This window comes from Flavobacterium sp. 140616W15 (assembly GCF_003668995.1).
Lineage (GTDB): Bacteria > Bacteroidota > Bacteroidia > Flavobacteriales > Flavobacteriaceae > Flavobacterium.
This window is the reverse complement of the sequence record NZ_CP033068.1, coordinates 118,711-139,264: the sequence shown is the minus strand read 5'-3', so window position 1 is coordinate 139,264 and position 20,554 is coordinate 118,711. Positions and strand designations below refer to the sequence as shown.

Sequence of the window (20,554 nt, the reverse complement as noted above, 5' to 3'; positions counted from 1 at the left end):
AAAATAGTTCTTTAAATTTGTAATTTCGCAAAAGAACTACAACGATTTCGAAATGAACCCAACTATTGAAACAAATCCTTTATTAGATCGATTGCCTAATCATTTAAAGCAATTTATTAAACCTCAAGATTATAGTGATTATACTCCCATTAATCAAGCGGTTTGGAGGTATGTGATGCGCAAAAATGTAGATTATTTATCTAAAGTAGCGCATCATTCCTATCTAGATGGATTGAAAAAAACTGGAATCGAAATTAATAACATTCCGAGCATGTACGGGATGAACAGAATTCTAACTGAAATTGGTTGGGCTGCTGTAGCAGTTGATGGTTTTATTCCACCAAATGCCTTTATGGAATTTCAGGCTTATAATGTTTTGGTAATCGCTTCTGATATTCGTCAGCTCGAGCATATCGAATATACACCTGCACCCGATATTATTCACGAAGGTGCTGGGCATGCTCCTATTATTGCTAATCCTGAATATGCTGAATACTTACGCCGCTTTGGTGAAATTGGTTGTAAAGCTATCTCTTCACACAAAGATTACCAAATGTATGAAGCTATTCGATTGCTTTCGATCTTAAAAGAAGCTGAAGGAACTCCACAAGCGGATATTGATCAAGCAGAAAAAGCGGTTGAAGATTTACAAAATAATATGGGAGAATTGTCAGAAATGGCACAAATTAGAAACTTACATTGGTGGACTGTTGAATATGGCTTAATTGGAACTATCGAAGATCCTAAGATTTATGGTGCTGGTTTATTATCATCAATTGGCGAAAGCGCTTGGTGCATGACTGATAATGTTACCAAAATTCCATATGATATCTCGGCAGCAAATCAGAGTTTTGATATTACAAAATTACAACCTCAACTATACGTTACACCTACTTTTGCCTATTTAAGTCTTATTCTTGAAGAATTTGCTAATAAAATGGCATTGCGTACAGGTGGGATTTCTGGTATTCAAAAATTAATTAATTCGAATGCTTTAGGAACGATTGAACTAAGCACTGGTTTACAAGTTTCTGGCGTTTTTACCAATGTTATAGAAGCTGATGGAAAGCCTATTTACATACAAACAACAGGAAAAACAGCTTTATCTTACCGTGAAAAAGAATTAGTTGGGCACGGAACACTAACGCATCCTGAAGGTTTTGGTAGCCCTATCGGAAAATTAAAAGGCTTTAATTTGGCTATCGAAGATATGAGCCCGATGGATTTAAATGCCTACAAAATAGTTGAAAATGAAACTGTAAAATTAGAATTTGAAGGCGGAATTATTGTAAAAGGAGAAATCATTACTGGTTCTAGAAACTTACATGGTGAGATTATTTTAATCAGCTTTAAAAATTGCACTGTAACTCACCGAGACACTATTTTGTTTAAACCAGAGTGGGGTAATTATGATATGGCAATTGGCAAAAAAGTAGTTTCTGCTTTTTCCGGACCAGCCGATGTTAATAGTTTTGACCTCATCAATTCAGTTCCAAAAACAAAAACAATCAAAGCCAAACATTCTAAGGAACGTGATGAGCTAGAAGAATTATACCAACAAGTTAGATCTATAAGAGAAACCAATTCTCATGAAACATTATTGACTTCTATCTTTAAAAAAGTAAAGACAAATCATCCTAATGACTGGTTGTTATCTGTAGAGATTACAGAACTTTTAAAGAACAGCAATCAACCTCAATTGCTACAGGAAGTACTCGCACATCTTGAAAATTTAAAAACAAAAAGACCAGAAGTGGCCCATTTAATTTCAGGCGGTCTGGACTTGATTTTTGATAAGGAAAAGTGTTAGAAAGAAACTTTTATAAAGGAGATCTTTGTCAAAGTTCAAAACTTTGACAAAGATTACATAAATATTCTGATTGCAAAATCTGTGTGATATTGACCACAATCTTATCTTTTTCTTCGTAGTCGAAGGGCGTTAACAATGTAATGCTTCGACTCCGCTCATCATGACAAGACTAAAAGAAAAACTTTGTGCCTTTGTCACTTTGAATCTTTCACTTAGATTTCTATAACTTCAAATCGTTACTAAGCTCTGTTTCGTTTTGAATTGTTTTACCATCGTATTGCAGTTTCCATCCCATTGAATTTGTCAGGATTAAAATCTTAGATAACTCGCTAATCAGTCGATTTTGCGCATTTGTTTTAAGCGATGATTTTTCTATTTTCTTTGCCAAATTCGCCTTAACTGATTTGTTTATTTTATTATAATCATCTCCCGTAAATGCGTTTAATTGACTTTGCTCAACATTATAATATTGAATATCTGGGTTGATAGTAATTTCCTCTTTTGGAATTGATACGATTTTTATAACCTTATTTTTTTCATCAATTTCATACTTCATTTTATGTAAATCGTAGGCTACTGTAACATTCGCATTTACTACAATCAACGCTTTCTTTTCAAAAGAAATCATATCCAGCAAGTACTTATTTGAGTTTTTATAGGTTACTACTTCAGAGAAATGTCCTTCGGTAACTATCAGCTTCCCAACGTTTACAATTTGTTGCTGTATTAAATTGGTGTTATAATCCAAACTCGTTGAATCATCTTTCTTGAATTCACAATACTTAAATGCAAGAACGATTCCGACTATAATTACAATTCCTATTAAAATTCTTCTCAACATAATTATGTTTTAATGATGACTATTATATAGCCAATTTAGTGATTTTTTTAGAAAACACCACTACGCTTTATTTATGTTGTCGATAACTTCTTTTAGAATTTTCAAACTTTTTAGTTTATCCTTATGATCAAAAATTGGACTGGTAATCATCAATTCATCTATACCTGAACGCGCTATAAATTGTTTTAAGTCTTTTTCTAACTTTTCTTTATTCCCTGCAAAAGTACAAGCGACCATTTGATCTACATGGAATTTTTCTTCCTCACTCATTAATCCATCTAATGATGCAAGTGGTGGTTGAACTGGCTTCCTGTTATTACGTATTAACCCTAAAAACATTTGATATAAAGTAGTTGATAAAACTTCCGCTTCTTCATTTGTATCTGCTCCAATAGCATTTACACACGCCATTGTTTTAGGGCTACTTAAATATTTTGAAGGAATAAAGTTTTCGCGATAAAACTCAAATGCTTGCAACATCATTCTTGGTGCAAAATGCCCTGCAAATGCATATGGCAATCCTTTTGCTGCAGCTAACGAAGCACTATCCATACTAGAGCCTAATATCCAAACTGGCACATTAGTTCCTTCGGCAGGAAAAGCACGTACTTTTGCGGAAGCATTATCAGGTGAAAAGTAATTATGAATAGCCTGAACGTTTTTCGGGAATTGTTGCGACTGTGCGTAAAAATCTTCACGAATAGCCTGAGCAGTTAAAGAATCAGTTCCTGGCGCTCTACCTAAACCTAAATCTATTCGGTTAGGATATAGTGTTTCTAATGTTCCGAATTGTTCTGCAATAACAAGCGGTGAATGATTGGGAAGCATTATTCCTCCTGAACCAACGCGAATATTTTGCGTTTGACTTGCTATGTAACCTATTAAAACTACTGTTGCTGTACTAGCCACATGCTCCATATTGTGATGTTCGGCCAACCAAAATCGGTTGTATCCTAAAGTATCAGCTAGTTGAGCAAGCTCTTTTGTTTTCTGAAATGTTTCTTTTGCATCACTACCCTCTGTAATTAATGCTAATTCTAATAAAGAAATTGGTATATTATTGTTCATCTGGATTAATCTTTTTACAAAATTAACCATTAATAAATTCTCAATTGTTAATTGAATTATAAATTTTTAACAGCGTTAAATAAATCTAACATCGATAAATATGTGAATTTTTATTTTGAATGATTACATAATAGTTTGATGATACTAAATTTATTAGGCCAACTTAATGAATCCATAAGTTATTTTTTGTAACTTTAAATAACAAATTATAAATCCCTTGTTTATGAAAACTCGTAGAAAAATTAAATATATCACTAAGCGATATATTTACAGAATCCTCAGAGATATAAGCGGCAATAAGGATAAGTCTAAAAAGTTGCTTTTATCTAATTTATTAAAAACAAACGTCCAATTACTTAAAGGTATAGATGTTAATAGTACGATGCTATTTTAGCCTTAGTACAGCAAAAGCACATCTCTACATACACAAGTTTTGTATTGGCTTCTCCTAAAAAGGATATCCAATTGCGATATTAAGTATCAGATTATCTTTTCTCCAAGAACCGCTTCCAAAATTAATATCATCTATTACCCATCGTTGTCCTTCAGGTAAATATGGTATTCTTAACGGAAATGCAATATCGGTTCTTAATATTAAAAATGATAAGTCGAAACGTAATCCTGCTCCAGCACCAACAGCAATTTCTTTCATGAAGTTTTTACTGATTTTTGCTCCAGCTTTATTTATGTCATTATTGAGTAGCCAAACATTTCCAGCATCTAGAAATATTGCTCCTCGTACTATACTAAATAGTTTAGCTCTGTACTCTGTATTAAATTCTAGTTTTAAGTCTCCTGACTGATCTGGCAAAAAGTTGCTTGTTGTATCTTGACTCTTAAAACTACCCGGACCAATTGATCGAGCTCTAAAAGCACGAATACTATTAGTTCCTCCTACAACAAATTGCTTTATCGAAGGCAAAGAAGAAGAATTACCATACGGCAAGCCTACTCCAAGAATAAGTCGGCTTGCTAATTGGCTTTCTTTTCCTAGCTTAAAATAATGTCTAAAATCAGTTTTTAGTTTTACATATTGACTAAAAGGAACATCAAATATTTTTATGGTATTATCCTTCTTGATATTCGCTTTTGTTGCCAAACCTGTTATATTACCAGCTAAATCAAGCTCGCCATTAAAATAGAACGTATTCTTTTTTCTCTTTTGCATCGTATTGGTGTAAGTATACGAATACGTAGGCCCAAAAATCAATTGTTTTTCCAGTACTTTAGATAATGATTGATCTTTCTCTACCTGTTCTAAATAATAAGGTGTTACATGGTTTGGACTTACATAATTAACCTCTATGATATCCAATTGATGTTCTTTTCGAACATTTTCTTTCCATGAATAACCAAAGGATCCTCTAAAAGAATTTAAAGCATATAGATTAATTCGGTTTTGATATTCATAACTTAAACTCGCTTTTGTTCTTGGAACAAACTCACTAGAACCTTGAAAATTAAACGGCGTAATTAATCTTGGCCAGGTTAAACTTGCTTCCCCTCCTATTTTATATATATTATTCCCTTTATTTTGTCCCGAAATCTGAAAATCTGCTCCTCCAAATACTGATAATGTAAATAATTCAGCCCCTCTAAGTAAGTTTCTGTTGTTCCAGTTTGCATTAATCTCTGTACCTGAATAACTAGCCGAATTGGTTTTTCCTAATACCTCAACTCTAATAAATTTCTTTGGCAATAAGGTTAGGTAGTAATAGGCATCTAAAGCATTTTTTATACTATCAGATTCTTTAAACTCATTTTTTACAAAATTAAACGTTCCTAAATTCACAAAACGATTCAGAGAAAGATTGTGATCGGATCGATTATAAAAATCTCCTTTCTTAAAATACAAAGCTCTATCAAATACTCTGGGTCTAAATGTATTTGTGGAATCTATAATCGTGAAATCTTTATACTTTACGATATCCTCTTTTTTATATGCTACAGCTGTACTATCCTTTAAAATAGAAAAATTAGGATATACAACTATATCATTTATTGTGTAAGGCACTTTGGCTTTGGCTGGCGTTTCGTCTTTTATTTTTAATTTTATACTTACCTCGTGATCTCCTTTTGTACTATCAACTTGCGCCAAGATATAATCTGAATTGAAATAATAAAATCCCTTTTCTTTCAATCGCGAATCGATACGCTCTCTCTCTGATTTTATAACGTCCAAGTCATAAGGCTTACCTACTTTTAGCAATGATCTACGAGTTGTTTTAGCTATTGTTTTGGCTACAGCCGAAGAATCATCCGGAAAGCTAACACTCTTTATTTTATATTGCTTTCTAGGTATAACAGTATATTCTGCCGTTGCTCTTTTATTTTTTGCAGTAGAATCTGCACTGACGCTTACTTTAAAAAAACCTTTGTTTTCAGCATAATTTCTTAGCACTGCCGAATTATAATCTAAATCGACTTTACTGTAAAGTACTGGAGCTTCTCCAACTTTATTCCTTAACCAATACCTTGTTCCTTTCTTTTTCTTTGGTTCGCCAGCTATATTGTATATCCATAATTTAATACGCAATCCTAAAAATTGTTTATTAGGCAAAGGGCGCAACAAACTTTGCAGTTCATTTTGAAGTGCTGTTTTTTCTTTCTTTTTAAGAATAGAGTCTTCTACTTTTACCGAAGCGCCTGTGTACAATAAATCTCCTTTGGGCAAATACTTGGTATTACTACATCCAAATGCAAAAAACAAAGAGAGTATTATAAAATATTTTAAATATTTAGTTCCCATATTGCTACGTTTTTTGCTCTTGTTCATTATCTAATTCTTCTTTCTTTTTCTCTTCCTTCTCTTTTTGACTTTCTTTCTCTTTGCGTAATTTTTCTTTTCTAATTAGTTCTTTTTCTTCTTTGCTACGATGAAACAATTCTCTAAACTTATTGTAATTCATCGTAATAATAAATGCAACTCCAGTTTCAATAACCTGACCTTCTACTGCTACTTGATATTGATTTTTTCTATATGCTCTAAGCATATATCGTCCGTCTTTTGTAAGTTGGTAATCTATAGAAACATCTCCTGCTATATTTGCATCCTGCTCATTCTCTCTTTCCTGTCCTTCTAATGCAAAACTACTTCCAATGGTTACTTTTAATCTATCGTCTAATAGCTTTTTAGAAACTCCAACATTTAAATCTGTTCTGTTTTGTTTAGATCCCGAAGTATAATCATCTGTAGATTCTAAATCAAATTCCAATTCGACTCCACTTATCAATTCGCCTGCAAGATTATTTAATTGATCCGAAAGTATTTTACTCACACTTTGTCTCGCCATAGATTCAGCACTTGTACCACCACTTTCGCTTGCAAAAGGATTTTCACCAACAAATCGGTTTAAAAGTAAAAGTGCAAAAACCTGCTTATTTAATTCAGCTGGATCCTGTCGTAATTGCTGTAATTTTGCTTGAGAAGTAGTTATAATATCTGATGAAACATCATAGTTACCATCAGGAAGAACAATATCAAAAGAAATCTCAGGCTTCATAAGCTCCCCATTCATCTTTAATAAAGCTTGAAACGGAATTTTTTGTTTGTATGTATTTTTAACTGCTTGCGACTTACTTCCTAACTGATTGCCTAATAAATCTATCGGAGCAGTATTTACTTTATATATTGCAGTTAAATTTAGATTTGCCATTGTAGGCTCTCCATTCCATATAATATAACTTCCTTTTTGAATATCAAATTTTCGTTTTATCATATTAAAACTCATCTCATATGCCCCTTCACTAAACTCATATTTTCCCGTAAGGGTAGTTTTTCCCGAAGGATCAATTCCTCCAATAAGATCTGCTTCACCCAATAATCTCAGATAATCTCCATTTCCTTTATCTATAACCAAAGTAAGCTCTGCCTTTTTGTCTATAGAAATAGCAACACTCACATCCATACCAATTAATTGAGATTGATTAAGTTTATTTTCCATTGCAACAGTTTGTTTCAACAGTAAATTATCTTCGTTCACAAACTCTACTATTCCTTCTCTATCGGCAATAGATGGATCTGATTGAGGCATAACAATTGTAAATTTTGTATCCTCATTAATTTTTATGTTTCCACCTACAACTGGATTATCAAGCGTTCCTTTTATATTCAAATTAGCATCTAGAAATAAATCTCCATAAAACAAATCGTTATCTGCTTCGGTAGAATTAATAGCTCTAAAATTGTCTGCTTTTATTGTTAATCCAAAATCATAATTTTTAAAATCATTAGAATTGATTTTTCCATTAACAAATAACTCATTCTTATTTTCATCATAAACAGAGAAGTTATCGAAAATTATTGCACCATCCTCTAATTTTATTTTTTCATTAGTTATTTTAAAATTAGAATCAAATTTTGTCACTTTAAAAGCTGTATCATTAAAATCTAGTTCCCCATTGACTTTTGGAGCATCAGCATTACCTGTAATTTTAAAATTACCTGATAAGTAGCCTGAACCATCTTTAAGATTACCCATACTAAAGCCCTGAATACTCTTAATATTTAAATGATTTATAGCTACATCAAAATCAAAAGTACTATCATCAATTTTATAATTTCCTGTAAGATTTACATCATTTCCTTGCTCACTTAATGTAATATTAGCTGTTAATAAATTATTGGTTTTGTAATCTACTTTTATACCTATATCCCCAACTGGCTCTCCTTTAAAACTAAAATCGTCTATTTTTAAATCAGATGTAAAAGTTGGTTTTGTCATAACATTTTCAACCAAAGCCGATCCATTTATCAATCCTTGAGCTAACAATTTGTCTTTGGTAACCATATTTAAAATGGTCTCAATTTTAAAATTGACAAAATCTATTTGTAATGGCGCATTCTTCCCTTCATTTTGAGATTGAATTTTTAGTTCATTTCCTGAATTATCTAAAAAGAACTTATCTATATAAAGTCTTTTATCTCCAAATTCAATACAGTTTTCTGAATTCAAATTCCATTTATCATAATTCAAAACAAAATTATCTGAATCAAATTTTATAGTACTTTTTGCATTTTCGTGAAGTAATTCTCCTTTAATAAAATATTGTTCCTTGTCTTCTTTATCTTTTATTTGCAATGCATACTCTAAAATATTGTTTTCAATTTTACCTGACAAGCCAACAAATGGTATTTTAAAATCTCCACTCTCTACAGGAGCTACAGAAACCTGATATTCTAATGCTCTGTCCTTTGCTTCTATATTTATTTTACCATCAGAAATTGTATTTGTATCATAAATAATTTTCGGAATAGTTCCTTTTACTTCCAAAGAATCTACCACGTTATTATACTTTCCAGTAATTTTGATAGGCTCTAAACCTTTAAGTTTTGGAATAAGCTGAAATAACAATGGATCACTATCTACCGATAAACTAAACGCTACTTGTTGTTCATCTGAATCCCCTTTTGTTTTAGGAACCTGGAGATCCATATATTTTGACAGTGATTTTTTTAATGCTACCGATAATGTCGTTAACTTATACTTTCCATCAACTTCGGCTTTAAGAAATTGCGACTGTATCTTAATATTGTTTCTTTCTTTATCGGCATAAGCCAAAATTTTAATAGAATCCAATACGATTGGTTGTGCCCCTTTTAAAACCTGAATATTTGATAAGAAAACCTTTCCGTTTAAAAAATCAGGATTACTATTGATTATATCTGCATCAATGTTTCCTCGAAGTTTCATCGGGCCTGCATGAAGATTTAGCTTTTCAAGATCTGCAATATCTAAGTTTAATTTTAATTTTACTGCTGGATATTTATCATCAAATCTCCCATTGGCAACTAAACCAAAATTCAAATTCGGATCTTTTATTCCTGACTTAACTGCAAATGCTCCTTTAGCAATCTCTCCGTTTAAAGTTAAATCTTTGTATGTATATTTATTAAATACTGCTTTTTGTACAATCCCATCTAAATGAGCCTGCGCCGTTTGGGGATCCAGTCCCTTCCCTTTTACTTTTGCTTTAAGCGTAATCTTTCCTAATGAATCATTTTTTATTAATTTACCTAAATCAAATTCTGTAAATGAAATTGTTGCGTCATATCTCTCTGACTTCTTAATTCGCTGATCAAATAAAGCATCCACTTTGGCATTTCCGAAACTGCTATTTAATGCCAAATTGGTTTTGAAATTATTAACTGATCCTTTAAATTTTCCTTTTAAATTAAATTGTGACGGCAACTGAATATTTTTAGGAATTGTTCCTGCTGGCACAAACGAAATCACATCTTTTGATGAACTCACAAAATTTTTAATATCTAAATCATAATAGGCTTTCTGTGCATCTGGCATTCCAGTAATTTTTCCCGAAATAGAAACTTTTGTAGATCCAATTCCAGCCATTTCAAACTGCGGAATTACTAAATCTTTTACTTTCCCATTCACTCGTGCGTTTACAGATAAAATCGCATTAGGATTACTCTTAAACGGATTGGTATTTTGTAAATCTGGAACAAAAAGTAATATGTCTTTAAATCCTATTTTCGCCTGATTTAAATTAGCATCCAATGTAAGATTATCAATATTCTTAGTAATCGATGCAATTGATGGATAGCCTACTTTCATCTCTTTTTGTAATAAAGTCTGTGGCGTTTTTAAATATAGATTATTTAAATATGCATTTTTAGGCCCGTAGAAAAAATCAGTTTTAAATTCCTGAATTTTAAGTCCGCTTTTTTCGTTTACTGCAAATGATTTTATACTTCCCGAAATCGTATCATTTGCATAATATAGTTTTTCGGCTTTTAAATTAAAATTATCCAAATCAATATGTCCATAATCAATTCCTTTTTTATTAGGTTTCGATTGCATATCATCATATTTAAAAGCAACATCTTGTATATCAGCAGATTTCAATTTTAACTTCCATCCTGCTTGAGGAATTGCGGTAGAATCTAAATCTGGAGTTTTAATCTGTTTTTCTTTTACTCCTAATTGTAAATTCCCCTTTAGGTTTTTTAACTCAAAAGCATCAAAATCTAGCATTTGATTATTTAAATCTAATGTATTGACCAACAATTGCAATTTATCTAGTGTTACTCCTGAAGCAAGTTTAGAATCTTTATTATCATAAGAAATATCAATTTTAGACAGTTTGATTTTATTTAATTTCAAATTAAAATCTGATCTTTTAGAAATTGTATCTACTGTATTTACCGAAACTTCAGCTATTTTTTCAACCAAATCCTGATTTAAGACTAATTTCAATCCGTTTAAATCAATATTCGGAATATCGAAATCCATTTTATCCAAATCGAATTTCTTAAATTCTGTTTGAAAATCAGTCAGCTTAACACGAATATCATTTTTAGAGAAATCATCTTTAAAATTCAGATTGATTTTATTCAAATTAATTTTTACAACCGATATTTTAAATGGCTTACTATTAGGATCTACTGGCTCTGGCTCTTTGGAAGCAAATGCAGCAATTATATAATCAAAATTAAAAACTCCTTCTTTGTTTCTCGAAATATTAGCAGTAGTATTTTCAAGAGAAATAGAGTTGATCTCTACCTCACTGTCTATTAGTTTAAACAAATCAATATCAACTTCTAAACGTTTCCCACTAAGTAGCGTATCTTTCTTTTGATCTTCAAAATAAAACCCTTCTAATACAATATCTTTAGGGAAATCAATAGAAATTCTATCTAGAGAAACCTTAGTTTTTATCTTTTTTTGCAAAAAGGTGATTGCTTTATCTTTGGCAAAATTTTGTACTGCTGGAACTTGAATTAAAATTATAATCAATAACAATAATGTCACTAATGTTATGACACACCAAAGCAGCACACGAAGTATTTTTTTTAGAAAAGAAATTCGTTTCTTGTTCATATAAAGAAAATAGGGCTAATAAAACTGGTTTATATTATAGATACGTAGTCACTAATTTAGCTAACTATATACAATTTACAAAATTGTAAAAAATATACTTCAATACTTTACACAATTATTTAAACTTATTCTAGAATTAAACACCATTATAAGTATATTCTTGCTTAATATTTAAACAAAGAACGCGTTTAAAATTTTATATATGACCAATTTTCTTCTATACTTTTTATTCTCTTATGCAATTTTGATAAAAAAATACGATGCTGTTCTGAGTCTGGATTAAAACTTCGATGGGAAAGTCCCTTTTGTATTTCGTAGATCTCTCTCATTACAGTAATTCCTTCTTTAGAAATGTAGTTCTCACTAAATCTTTCCCAAATATAATCGATAGCAATCTGATTAGGATGCAACATATCTTCGGCATAAAACCGATAATCACGAAGTTCGTCCATCATGATTTCATAAGAAGCAAAGTATTCTGTTTGCATCTTATATTCTTCCCTATTTAAAGTAGGATACAGTGAAGAAATTAAATTTGATTTACTCCATTGATTTTCAACAAAACCATCTTTTATATGACGAACTGGAGATACAGTAAAAATGATTTTCACTTCTGGATTTATCGAAGCGATTAAGTCAATTGTATTCTTAATGCTTTCTTTGATTATCTCAACCGGTAACAGTTCTTTAGTAAATTGTTTTTGTGGTACTTTATGACAATTAGCAACTACTGCGTTACTCTCTTTTGCACGATACACCCACGAAGTTCCATAAGTTATAATAACATGAGTCGCTTCAGTTAATTCTTGATGTGTCTTTTTAGTAATCTGATTGAGATGATAAATCAAATCTTCTTTATTCACATTACTTAAATCGGAATGTACATCAAACGAGTGCCAACGTTCATTATGAAAGAATACATCCTTTTCTGTAAATGTCTTCTGCAAAACCGCAAAATTTATTAATTTTTCAATTGCCAAAGGATGAAATAAAATTCCTAATGGATTGCAACTATTATTGAACTTAAAATAATCTAGTTTCTCTGCCATATTTACAGCAAAACAAGAACCTAATGACAATACTTTAGAATTATAATCAATCGGATTATTACTTTGTGAAATAGGTATCTGAGTTCTGAATTGCATATTTTGAAGTTTTAAACAAATTTCAACCATTTTATACAAACAAAAAAGCCAAACACAGAAGTATTTGGCTTTTTAAATAATTTAAAAAAAATGGCTTAATTAATATGTGTATTCAATCTCATATTCGATTACACCTCCACCCGTAAATGATGTATGTCTCTTCGGATATCCATTATCATCATAAATATAAGTAGTTATATAAACTGAAGGACTTGAAAACTCATCACTTGTTCTTGTTATTTTGATAACATTATTCTTTCCACAATCATCAACTTCATCAAGCAATAAACTAAATCCTAAAATATTTTTTAAAGGATTTTTTTTAGTATCATACTCATAAACTCTTATTCCATTACCAAAACTAATACTAATATTGTTCGTCTCACTCTTAATAAGGTTTCCATCTTTGTAAATTAATTTTCCTGTACCTTGTTTTTTTTCTACTTGTGTAATCGAGTCAACATCATACACTATATAAGAAATAGTTCCGTCTTGATTGTGCGTATAAATAGTTTTAGTAATATATCCATTAGGTCGATCCTCAGAAATCCTAGTTTTATAAATTCTGATTTTTAACTTTCCATTTTCATATAAATACACAACCTCTTTAGCTTTAACTTCTTTTCCTTGTGTATTTATACTAAATTGTTCTTGTTTTGTGATAAGATCACCATCATAAGTATAGGTTGTTTTTGAATTCTCATCAACAATGCTCAGAATTTTGTTTCCACTATAAGTAATAGTGCTTTTACTATTAGTACCGAAAAAATCAGATGGATAGATATACGAAATTGTTTTAGGTAGAATTAAGATTTCTTCTATAGGAAGTATAGGTGACAAATCATCATTATCTGATGAACACGAACTTAAAGCAAATAATGAAGCAGTGAATAAATAGAGTATTTTTTTCATGTATAAATTTCTTTTTTCGGCAAATTAAACGAAACCAAAGCTAATTACCTAGTAATACAGACTCATTTTTAACAATAAAAACCTTGAGTTTTATTTAATTAGCATAGGAGTACTGAATTATATAATTTGAAGTTTTCAACCATTTTATACAAACAAAAAAGCCAAACACAGAAGTATTTGGCTTTTTAAATAATTTAAAAAAATATAATTAATATGTGTATTCATCTATTCTATTCTCAGTTGTACCATCTTTTTTATAAGATGTAATTTTTGTTGGGTATCCCTTCTCATCATAAACCAACTCTCTTTTATAAACCCTAGCCTCAACATCAGTACTATACGAAGCCGTATATTTTACAGTATTATTAACAGAACTCATAGATCCTTCTCCTTCACTATGATCTATTAATAAACTAAATCCTAAAATGTTTTTTAAAGGATTATTTTTATTATCGTATTCATATGTAGCTGTAAAAACACTGTTTGTTTCACTATTTGTTTCTACGCTTTTAACTAAATTTCCATTTGTATAAGTAAGGACTTCAACATAATTACTTTTTTCTTCTATTCCAGTAGCATAATCTGTCTTATAAACCTCTCTTTTTACTGTACCATCAATATTGTGACTAAGTACTGTTCTCCTTTTGTATTGTCCATTAGGGAAATCTGTCGAGTAAGCCTCCGTATATGATGATTCTACTAGTTTACCATTTACATAAGAATAAACTGTTACATCGCTTATTACATCTTTACCAGGTATGCTCTCAGTATCATAATTAATTTCTTTTACAATAAAATTACCATCATACGTATAATCTGTTCTTCCTGCCTCATCTTTGACACTCAAAATTTTATTCCCATTATATGTAGATATATATGTAGCATTTTCAGATGAATCTTCCATATCCTTATATTTCAATATTTTAGGAAGAATTACACTAACATCTCCAACAGAATCATTAACAGAATTATCATCTTTATCATTTGAACAAGACGCTAAAACTAAAGTCAAAGCACTAAATAGGCATAAAAAATTTTTCATAAATAAATTTGTAGGTTTATAATTTGCTCAAAAGTATCTTTTTAAAAAACCTAACACAAACTATTAAAGGTCTTTTTTCTATCATGAATTAAGAGATGTTTTAACATATGCCAAATCAGCAATTAAACTAAAAATCACAATTTTAATACCTTAAACCAACAGTACAAAGCCAATCAATTCATTACTTTTGCATCTCTTTTAAATTAATATTCATATATGAAATTACTATATTCCTATATAATCAAACATAAAATGCTGTTGTTTCTAGCCTTGGTTATGGCAACTATAAACATCTGCTTCAGCTTATCCGATTCTGTAATTACGGGGAAATTGATGCAAGATTGCGGTGTTGGATTAGCTAAATACAAGGGAAATGAGATTGGTTTTATTAAATCTGTAGCATTTTGGCTTGGTCTTTCACTTGGCGCAGCAATGATTTCAAGAATTACCAAAAACTTTCAGGATTATTTCACCAATGTTGTTATTCAGCGAACTGGTGCTCAAATGTATACTGATGGTATTAAAAAATCACTCGATTTACCTTTTGCTGAATTCGAAGACCAGCGTAGTGGCGAAACTTTAAGTAAACTGACCAAAGTACGCTCAGATTCTGAAAAATTAATTACACTTTCTATTTCTCTAATTTTTCAAACTGTTATCGGATTCATATTTGTAATCATTTATGTTGCCCGAATTGATTATCGCATTTCTATAATATTCTTAATTACAGCTCCAATTATCGCCTTAGTAAGTTCTTATTTAGGTAAAAAGATAAAAATTGTTTCTCGAAAAATTGTAAATCAAACCAATGCTTTGGCTGGTTCTACTACCGAAAGTCTTAGAAATATCGAACTTGTAAAAAGTCTTGGATTAACGTATCAGGAAGAAAAACGTTTGAATTTAAACACCTTCAAAATTCTGCAATTGGAATTGCAAAAAATCCGTTTCATCAGAAGTTTAAGTTTTATTCAAGGTACAACTGTTCACTTTTTAAGAACTTGTGTGGTTTTTACACTGTATTATTTCTTGTTTGGGCAAAAAATAATTGTGGGTGATTTACTAACTATGGTATTCTTTACTTTTTTCATTTTTGGACCTTTACAAGAATTAGGAAACTTTATAATTGCTCTTAATGAAACCAAAGTTTCTATGGAAAATTTTAAAACCTTGTTAAGCGCTCCAAAAGAATTTCGTCCAAAAAACCCAAAACACGTTGGAGCCATTCGCTCGTTGCTTTTTTCGAATGTAAGCTTTCAACATAAAACCGCTAAATTCAAAGCCGTAGAGAATATTAATTTTGATATTAAACAAGGAGAGACAGTAGCTTTTGTAGGTCCATCTGGCTCTGGAAAAACCACTTTAGTAAAACTATTGGTTGGATTATATACACCTGCTCAAGGTAAAGTTCTTTATAATGATATCGATTCAACCGAAATTGATTTATTAGATTTAAGAAAACAACTGGGATTTGTAACCCAAGATGCACAATTATTTTCAGGAACAATTCGGGAAAATTTATTGTTTGTTAAACCATCCGCTACAGATGAAGATTTACATGATGCTCTGAAAAGAGCCAGTTGTGAAAAGCTCTTACAGCGTGCCGAAGATGGTTTAAACACAACAATTGGCGAAGGAGGAATTAAAGTGTCAGGTGGAGAGAAACAGCGTTTATCTATTGCACGCGCCATTTTAAGAAATCCTAATTTGTTGATTTTTGACGAAGCAACTTCAGCATTAGACTCTATTACCGAAGAAGAAATTAATACTACAATCCGAAATATATCAGACAAAAACAGAATTACAGTTTTAATTGCACATCGATTATCAACTGTAATGCATGCTGACAAAATATTTGTATTAGAACAAGGTAAAATTATCGAACAAGGTAAACACGATGATTTAGTACTCGAAAAAGGATTGTATTATGCCATGTGGCGTCAACAAATTGGTGAACGAAAATAGTTTTTCTATGAGTTGCTAAGATCTTAAGGTTCTAAGTAGCTAAGTTTTCTATTCTAAAAACAGAAACCCCTTTCACTAAAATGAAAGGGGTTTCTAAAAATTGTATGTGCCTTTTGTTATTATATAATCCTAAGAACAAGTCTTAAATTATATTTTTTTTTAAATAACTACTGGTAGAAATATTCCGTAGATACTTTTCCTACTTGAGTAGTTTCAATACTTGTTGCAGGGTAATTACTTGTGTTATAAGTATAAACAGAACTAGCCCAAACCGCATCACCAGTATGATCAGTAAGAATATTATGCAAGTTCCCATCAGCTTCACCATCAACAAAAGCAATTTTATCCATACCTAAAACATTCTTTAAAGGATTATTTTTAGTATCATAGGTGTATTTGTGATTTGGTGAATTTGTACTAGTAATTTCAATCACTACTCCATTAAGAAATGTAATGGTACTTTTTCCCGCAACATCATTTTGTGCCCCTACATTTCCTCCATATGAATTTACTGTAATTGTACCATTTGCATTATATGTATATGACTCTTTATATCCATAATCTTCAAGAGGCTCAACTCGTGTAAAAGTTGTCAACTTACCATCTGTACTGTACATATACGAATTTACTTGTTCTAAGGTACCATCTGCTAGTTTAAATTCCAATTTGGTAATTAAATCTCCTGTATAAGTATAAATCATAGATCCACCATTACTATCGATTACGCTTACCAATTTATTACCATTATATTTATAATTGGTAGTTAATGTTAAGCCATCCTCTTTTTCAATTGTCTTTTTTAAGAATGTCTGACCCTCAGTTGGATTAGTTATAGTTGTATCATCATCTTCTCTGGTCACATCACTTGAACAAGAAGCCAGCACTAATAAAGCACTAAAAAGGCAAAGTAGGTTTTTTTTCATTTTTTTAATAGGTTATGTATTAACAATAAGCAACAAATGTAAACCAAAAATTAACAAATAACCTAACAAAAACATACTTAAACACAACAAAAAAGCTCAAACAAAACAATAAAACTATTATTTTGTTTGAGCTTACATTATATTTTAAGAATATTTAAATCTTAGAGACTTAACTTCCTAGAAACCCAGTCCCTTAAATCCTTACTTTACGTACTCAATAGCTTTTGCTAAAGCTTCTGGAATTCCATCTGCATTTTTACCTCCAGCAGTTGCAAAGAAGGGTTGTCCTCCTCCTCCACCTTGGATATATTTCCCTAATTCACGAACTACTTGTCCTGCGTTTAGTTTTTTGTCTGCAACTAATTCTTTAGAGATATAACATGTTAACATCGGCTTTCCTTCTTCGGCTGTAGCCAAAAGTAAAAATAAATTAGTTCCTAAATTTCCAAGTTCATAAACTAAATCTTTAGCCCCTTCTGGAGATAAATCAACTTGTTTTGCCAAGAACTGTACTCCATTTATTTCCTGTAATTCCTTAGCCAGATCCCCTTTCATGTTTTTAGCTTTATCTTTCAATAAAGATTCCAACTGTTTTTTCAATTTAGCATTTTCATCTTGCAACGAAATAACTGCCTTTATAGGATCTTGTGCATTTTTTAAAACTGCATTTATTTCTTTTAATTTCTCAGCTTGATTTGCAAAATATTCTTTTACAGCCTCTGAAGTTATTGCTTCGATACGACGAACTCCAGATGCAACTGCTCCTTCACTCACAATCTTGAAATACCAAATATCAGCAGTATTATTTACGTGAATACCACCACATAATTCCATACTATCACCAAATTTGATTGCACGTACGTGATCTCCATATTTTTCACCAAACAAAGCCATTGCACCTTCTTGAACAGCTTGTTCAAATGGTACATTTCTTCTCTCTATTAATGGCAATTGCTCTTGAATTCTTGCGTTTACAAAGTCTTCAACTTGCTGTAATTCTTCGTCAGTTACTTTTGAGAAATGAGAAAAGTCAAATCTTAAATATTTCGGACTTACCAATGATCCTTTTTGCTCTACATGCGTTCCTAAAATAGTACGCAATGCCTGATGCATTAAGTGTGTTGCTGAGTGATTTGAAGCAGAGCTTTTTCTTGTACTTACGTCTACATAAGCTTTAAAAGTCTCTGATAAATTATTTGGAATTTCTTTAGCGAAATGTATAATTACATTATTTTCTTTCTTAGTATCAATAATATAAATCACATCTCCATTACTAGCCTCAAAATATCCTTTATCACCTACTTGTCCTCCACCTTCTGGATAAAAAGGCGTCATATTAAATACGATTTGATAAATTTCTCCATCCTTAGCGCTCTCCACTTTACGGTAACGAGTAATTTTAACCATCGCTTCAGTACGGTCATACCCTATGAATTCTTCATCTTCATCATCAATCAAAATTTGCCAATCTCCTGCTTTTACTTTTGAAGCTGCACGAGAACGCTCTTTTTGTTTTTGCAATTCTGATTCAAAACCTGCTTCGTCTAATTTAAATCCTTTTTCAGAAAGAATCAAAGCTGTTAAATCAATTGGAAAACCATAAGTATCATATAATTCGAATGCTTTTTTCCCCGAAATAACTTTATCGCTATTATTTGCAATAATATTATCTAGTAATACCAATCCTTGGTCCAGTGTACGTAAAAAAGAATTTTCTTCTTCACGAATTACATTTGCACAAAGTTCTTTTTGCAATTTAATTTCTGGAAACGAAACACCCATTTGTGTGCTTAGTGTCTCTACCAACTTATAAATAAAAGGCTCTTTGGTATCTAAAAAAGTAAATCCATAACGAATAGCACGACGCAATATTCTACGTATTACATATCCTGCTCCTGTATTTGATGGTAATTGTCCATCGGCAATTGCAAATGCAACAGCACGAACGTGATCTACTACTACACGAATCGCAATATTAGTTTTATTTTGCTCTTCACTTATATTTTTAACTTCGTCAGAAGTGTATTTAAAACCTGTAATTTGTTCTACTTTTTCAATAAGTGGTGTAAAAACATCTGTATCATAATTAGACGTTTTTCCTTGTAATGCCATACACAAACGCTCAAATCCCATTCCAGTATCAACGTGTTGTGCCGGAAGTTTTTCAAGAGATCCATCAGCTTTACGGTTGAATTCCATGAATACATTATTCCAGATTTCTACCACTTGCGGGTGGTCGTTATTAACTAAACTCTTTCCTGAAACTTCTGCTTTTTCTTCCTCTGTACGTAAATCAACATGAATTTCTGAACATGGTCCGCATGGTCCCTGATCACCCATTTCCCAAAAATTATCCTTTTTGTTTCCAAGAATAATTCGATCTTCATCGATTAGAGTCTTCCAAATATCCCAAGCTTCCTGATCAAACGGAACATTATCTTCTTTGCTTCCTTCAAAAACAGAAACATAAAGATTTTCCTTTGGAATTTTATAAACTTCAGTCAATAGTTCCCATGCCCAATTAATTGCTTCTTTTTGAAATAATCTCCAAAAGACCAATTTCCAAGCATTTCAAACATTGTATGGTGATACGTGTCAAAACCTACATCTTCAAGATCATTATGTTTTCCTGAAACACGAAGACATTTTTGCGTGTCGGCTATTCTAGGACTTTTTGGCGTTCCATTTCCTAAAAAATATTCTTTAAACTGGGCCATTCCCGAATTATTGAACATTAGGGTTGGGTCGTCTTTAAGAACAATTGGAGCAGATGGGACAATTAAATGCCCTTTACTCTGAAAAAAGTCTAAAAATTGCTTGCGTACGTCTTGTGATTTCATATTTAAATTTGAAAATGTGCCAATTTGAAAATGTGTCAATTATGTATAGATAACTCTATTTTTAATTATCTAAATTATAAATTATCTAACTGACTAATTATTTTATTATTGAAAAAAGGGCAGAACAACTGAAACAATTTATTAAATTTGTTCGACTAACATTTTTACAA

General features: G+C 31.2%; 10 protein-coding genes and 1 pseudogene. 2 read left to right on the top strand and 9 right to left on the bottom strand.

Annotated features, from left to right (window positions below; all coding sequences use genetic code 11):
• The first annotated feature begins 52 nt into the window (after positions 1-52).
• Entirely contained in the window at positions 53-1,810 is a 1,758-nt protein-coding gene (locus EAG11_RS00605; RefSeq protein WP_129537414.1) for an aromatic amino acid hydroxylase, read from the top strand.
• A gap of 220 nt (positions 1,811-2,030) precedes the next feature.
• Here the strand turns inward: EAG11_RS00605 and EAG11_RS00600 are convergent, their stop codons facing one another.
• From EAG11_RS00600 to EAG11_RS00570, 7 genes are all read right to left on the bottom strand, one after another.
• On the bottom strand, positions 2,031-2,651 hold the full coding sequence (locus EAG11_RS00600; RefSeq protein ID WP_129537413.1) for a DUF4230 domain-containing protein: 621 nt from the start codon (positions 2,649-2,651) through the stop codon (positions 2,031-2,033).
• A gap of 60 nt (positions 2,652-2,711) precedes the next feature.
• Positions 2,712-3,719, bottom strand: a complete 1,008-nt coding sequence (locus EAG11_RS00595) for an LLM class flavin-dependent oxidoreductase (RefSeq protein ID WP_129537412.1) — start codon at positions 3,717-3,719, stop codon at positions 2,712-2,714.
• A 448-nt stretch (positions 3,720-4,167) separates the two neighbouring features.
• Positions 4,168-6,468: a BamA/TamA family outer membrane protein gene (locus EAG11_RS00590; protein ID WP_129537411.1), complete on the bottom strand. Its 2,301-nt coding sequence runs from the start codon at positions 6,466-6,468 to the stop codon at positions 4,168-4,170.
• 4 nt (positions 6,469-6,472) lie between these two features.
• Entirely contained in the window at positions 6,473-11,560 is a 5,088-nt protein-coding gene (locus EAG11_RS00585; protein ID WP_129537410.1) for a translocation/assembly module TamB, read from the bottom strand.
• A 188-nt stretch (positions 11,561-11,748) separates the two neighbouring features.
• Positions 11,749-12,705, bottom strand: coding sequence for a GSCFA domain-containing protein (locus EAG11_RS00580; protein ID WP_129537409.1), 957 nt, complete (start codon positions 12,703-12,705; stop codon positions 11,749-11,751).
• Between the two features lie 99 nt (positions 12,706-12,804).
• Entirely contained in the window at positions 12,805-13,617 is an 813-nt protein-coding gene (locus EAG11_RS00575) for a hypothetical protein (protein WP_129537408.1), read from the bottom strand.
• Between the two features lie 208 nt (positions 13,618-13,825).
• A complete protein-coding gene (locus tag EAG11_RS00570) occupies positions 13,826-14,659 on the bottom strand; it encodes a hypothetical protein (RefSeq protein WP_129537407.1) in 834 nt (277 codons plus the stop codon).
• A 216-nt stretch (positions 14,660-14,875) separates the two neighbouring features.
• On the opposite strand from EAG11_RS00570, the gene EAG11_RS00565 reads away from it, so the two are divergent.
• A complete protein-coding gene (locus tag EAG11_RS00565; protein ID WP_129537406.1) occupies positions 14,876-16,621 on the top strand; it encodes an ABC transporter ATP-binding protein in 1,746 nt (581 codons plus the stop codon).
• Positions 16,622-16,788: 167 nt separating this feature from the next.
• On the opposite strand, the gene EAG11_RS00560 is transcribed toward EAG11_RS00565, so the two are convergent.
• Together EAG11_RS00560 and alaS are read right to left on the bottom strand one after the other, a co-directional pair.
• Positions 16,789-17,544 (bottom strand): hypothetical protein, encoded by a 756-nt coding sequence (locus EAG11_RS00560; protein WP_129537405.1) that lies wholly within the window; start codon positions 17,542-17,544, stop codon positions 16,789-16,791.
• A gap of 201 nt (positions 17,545-17,745) precedes the next feature.
• Positions 17,746-20,384: pseudogene (alaS, locus tag EAG11_RS00555) on the bottom strand (alanine--tRNA ligase).
• Positions 20,385-20,554: the final 170 nt, after the last annotated feature.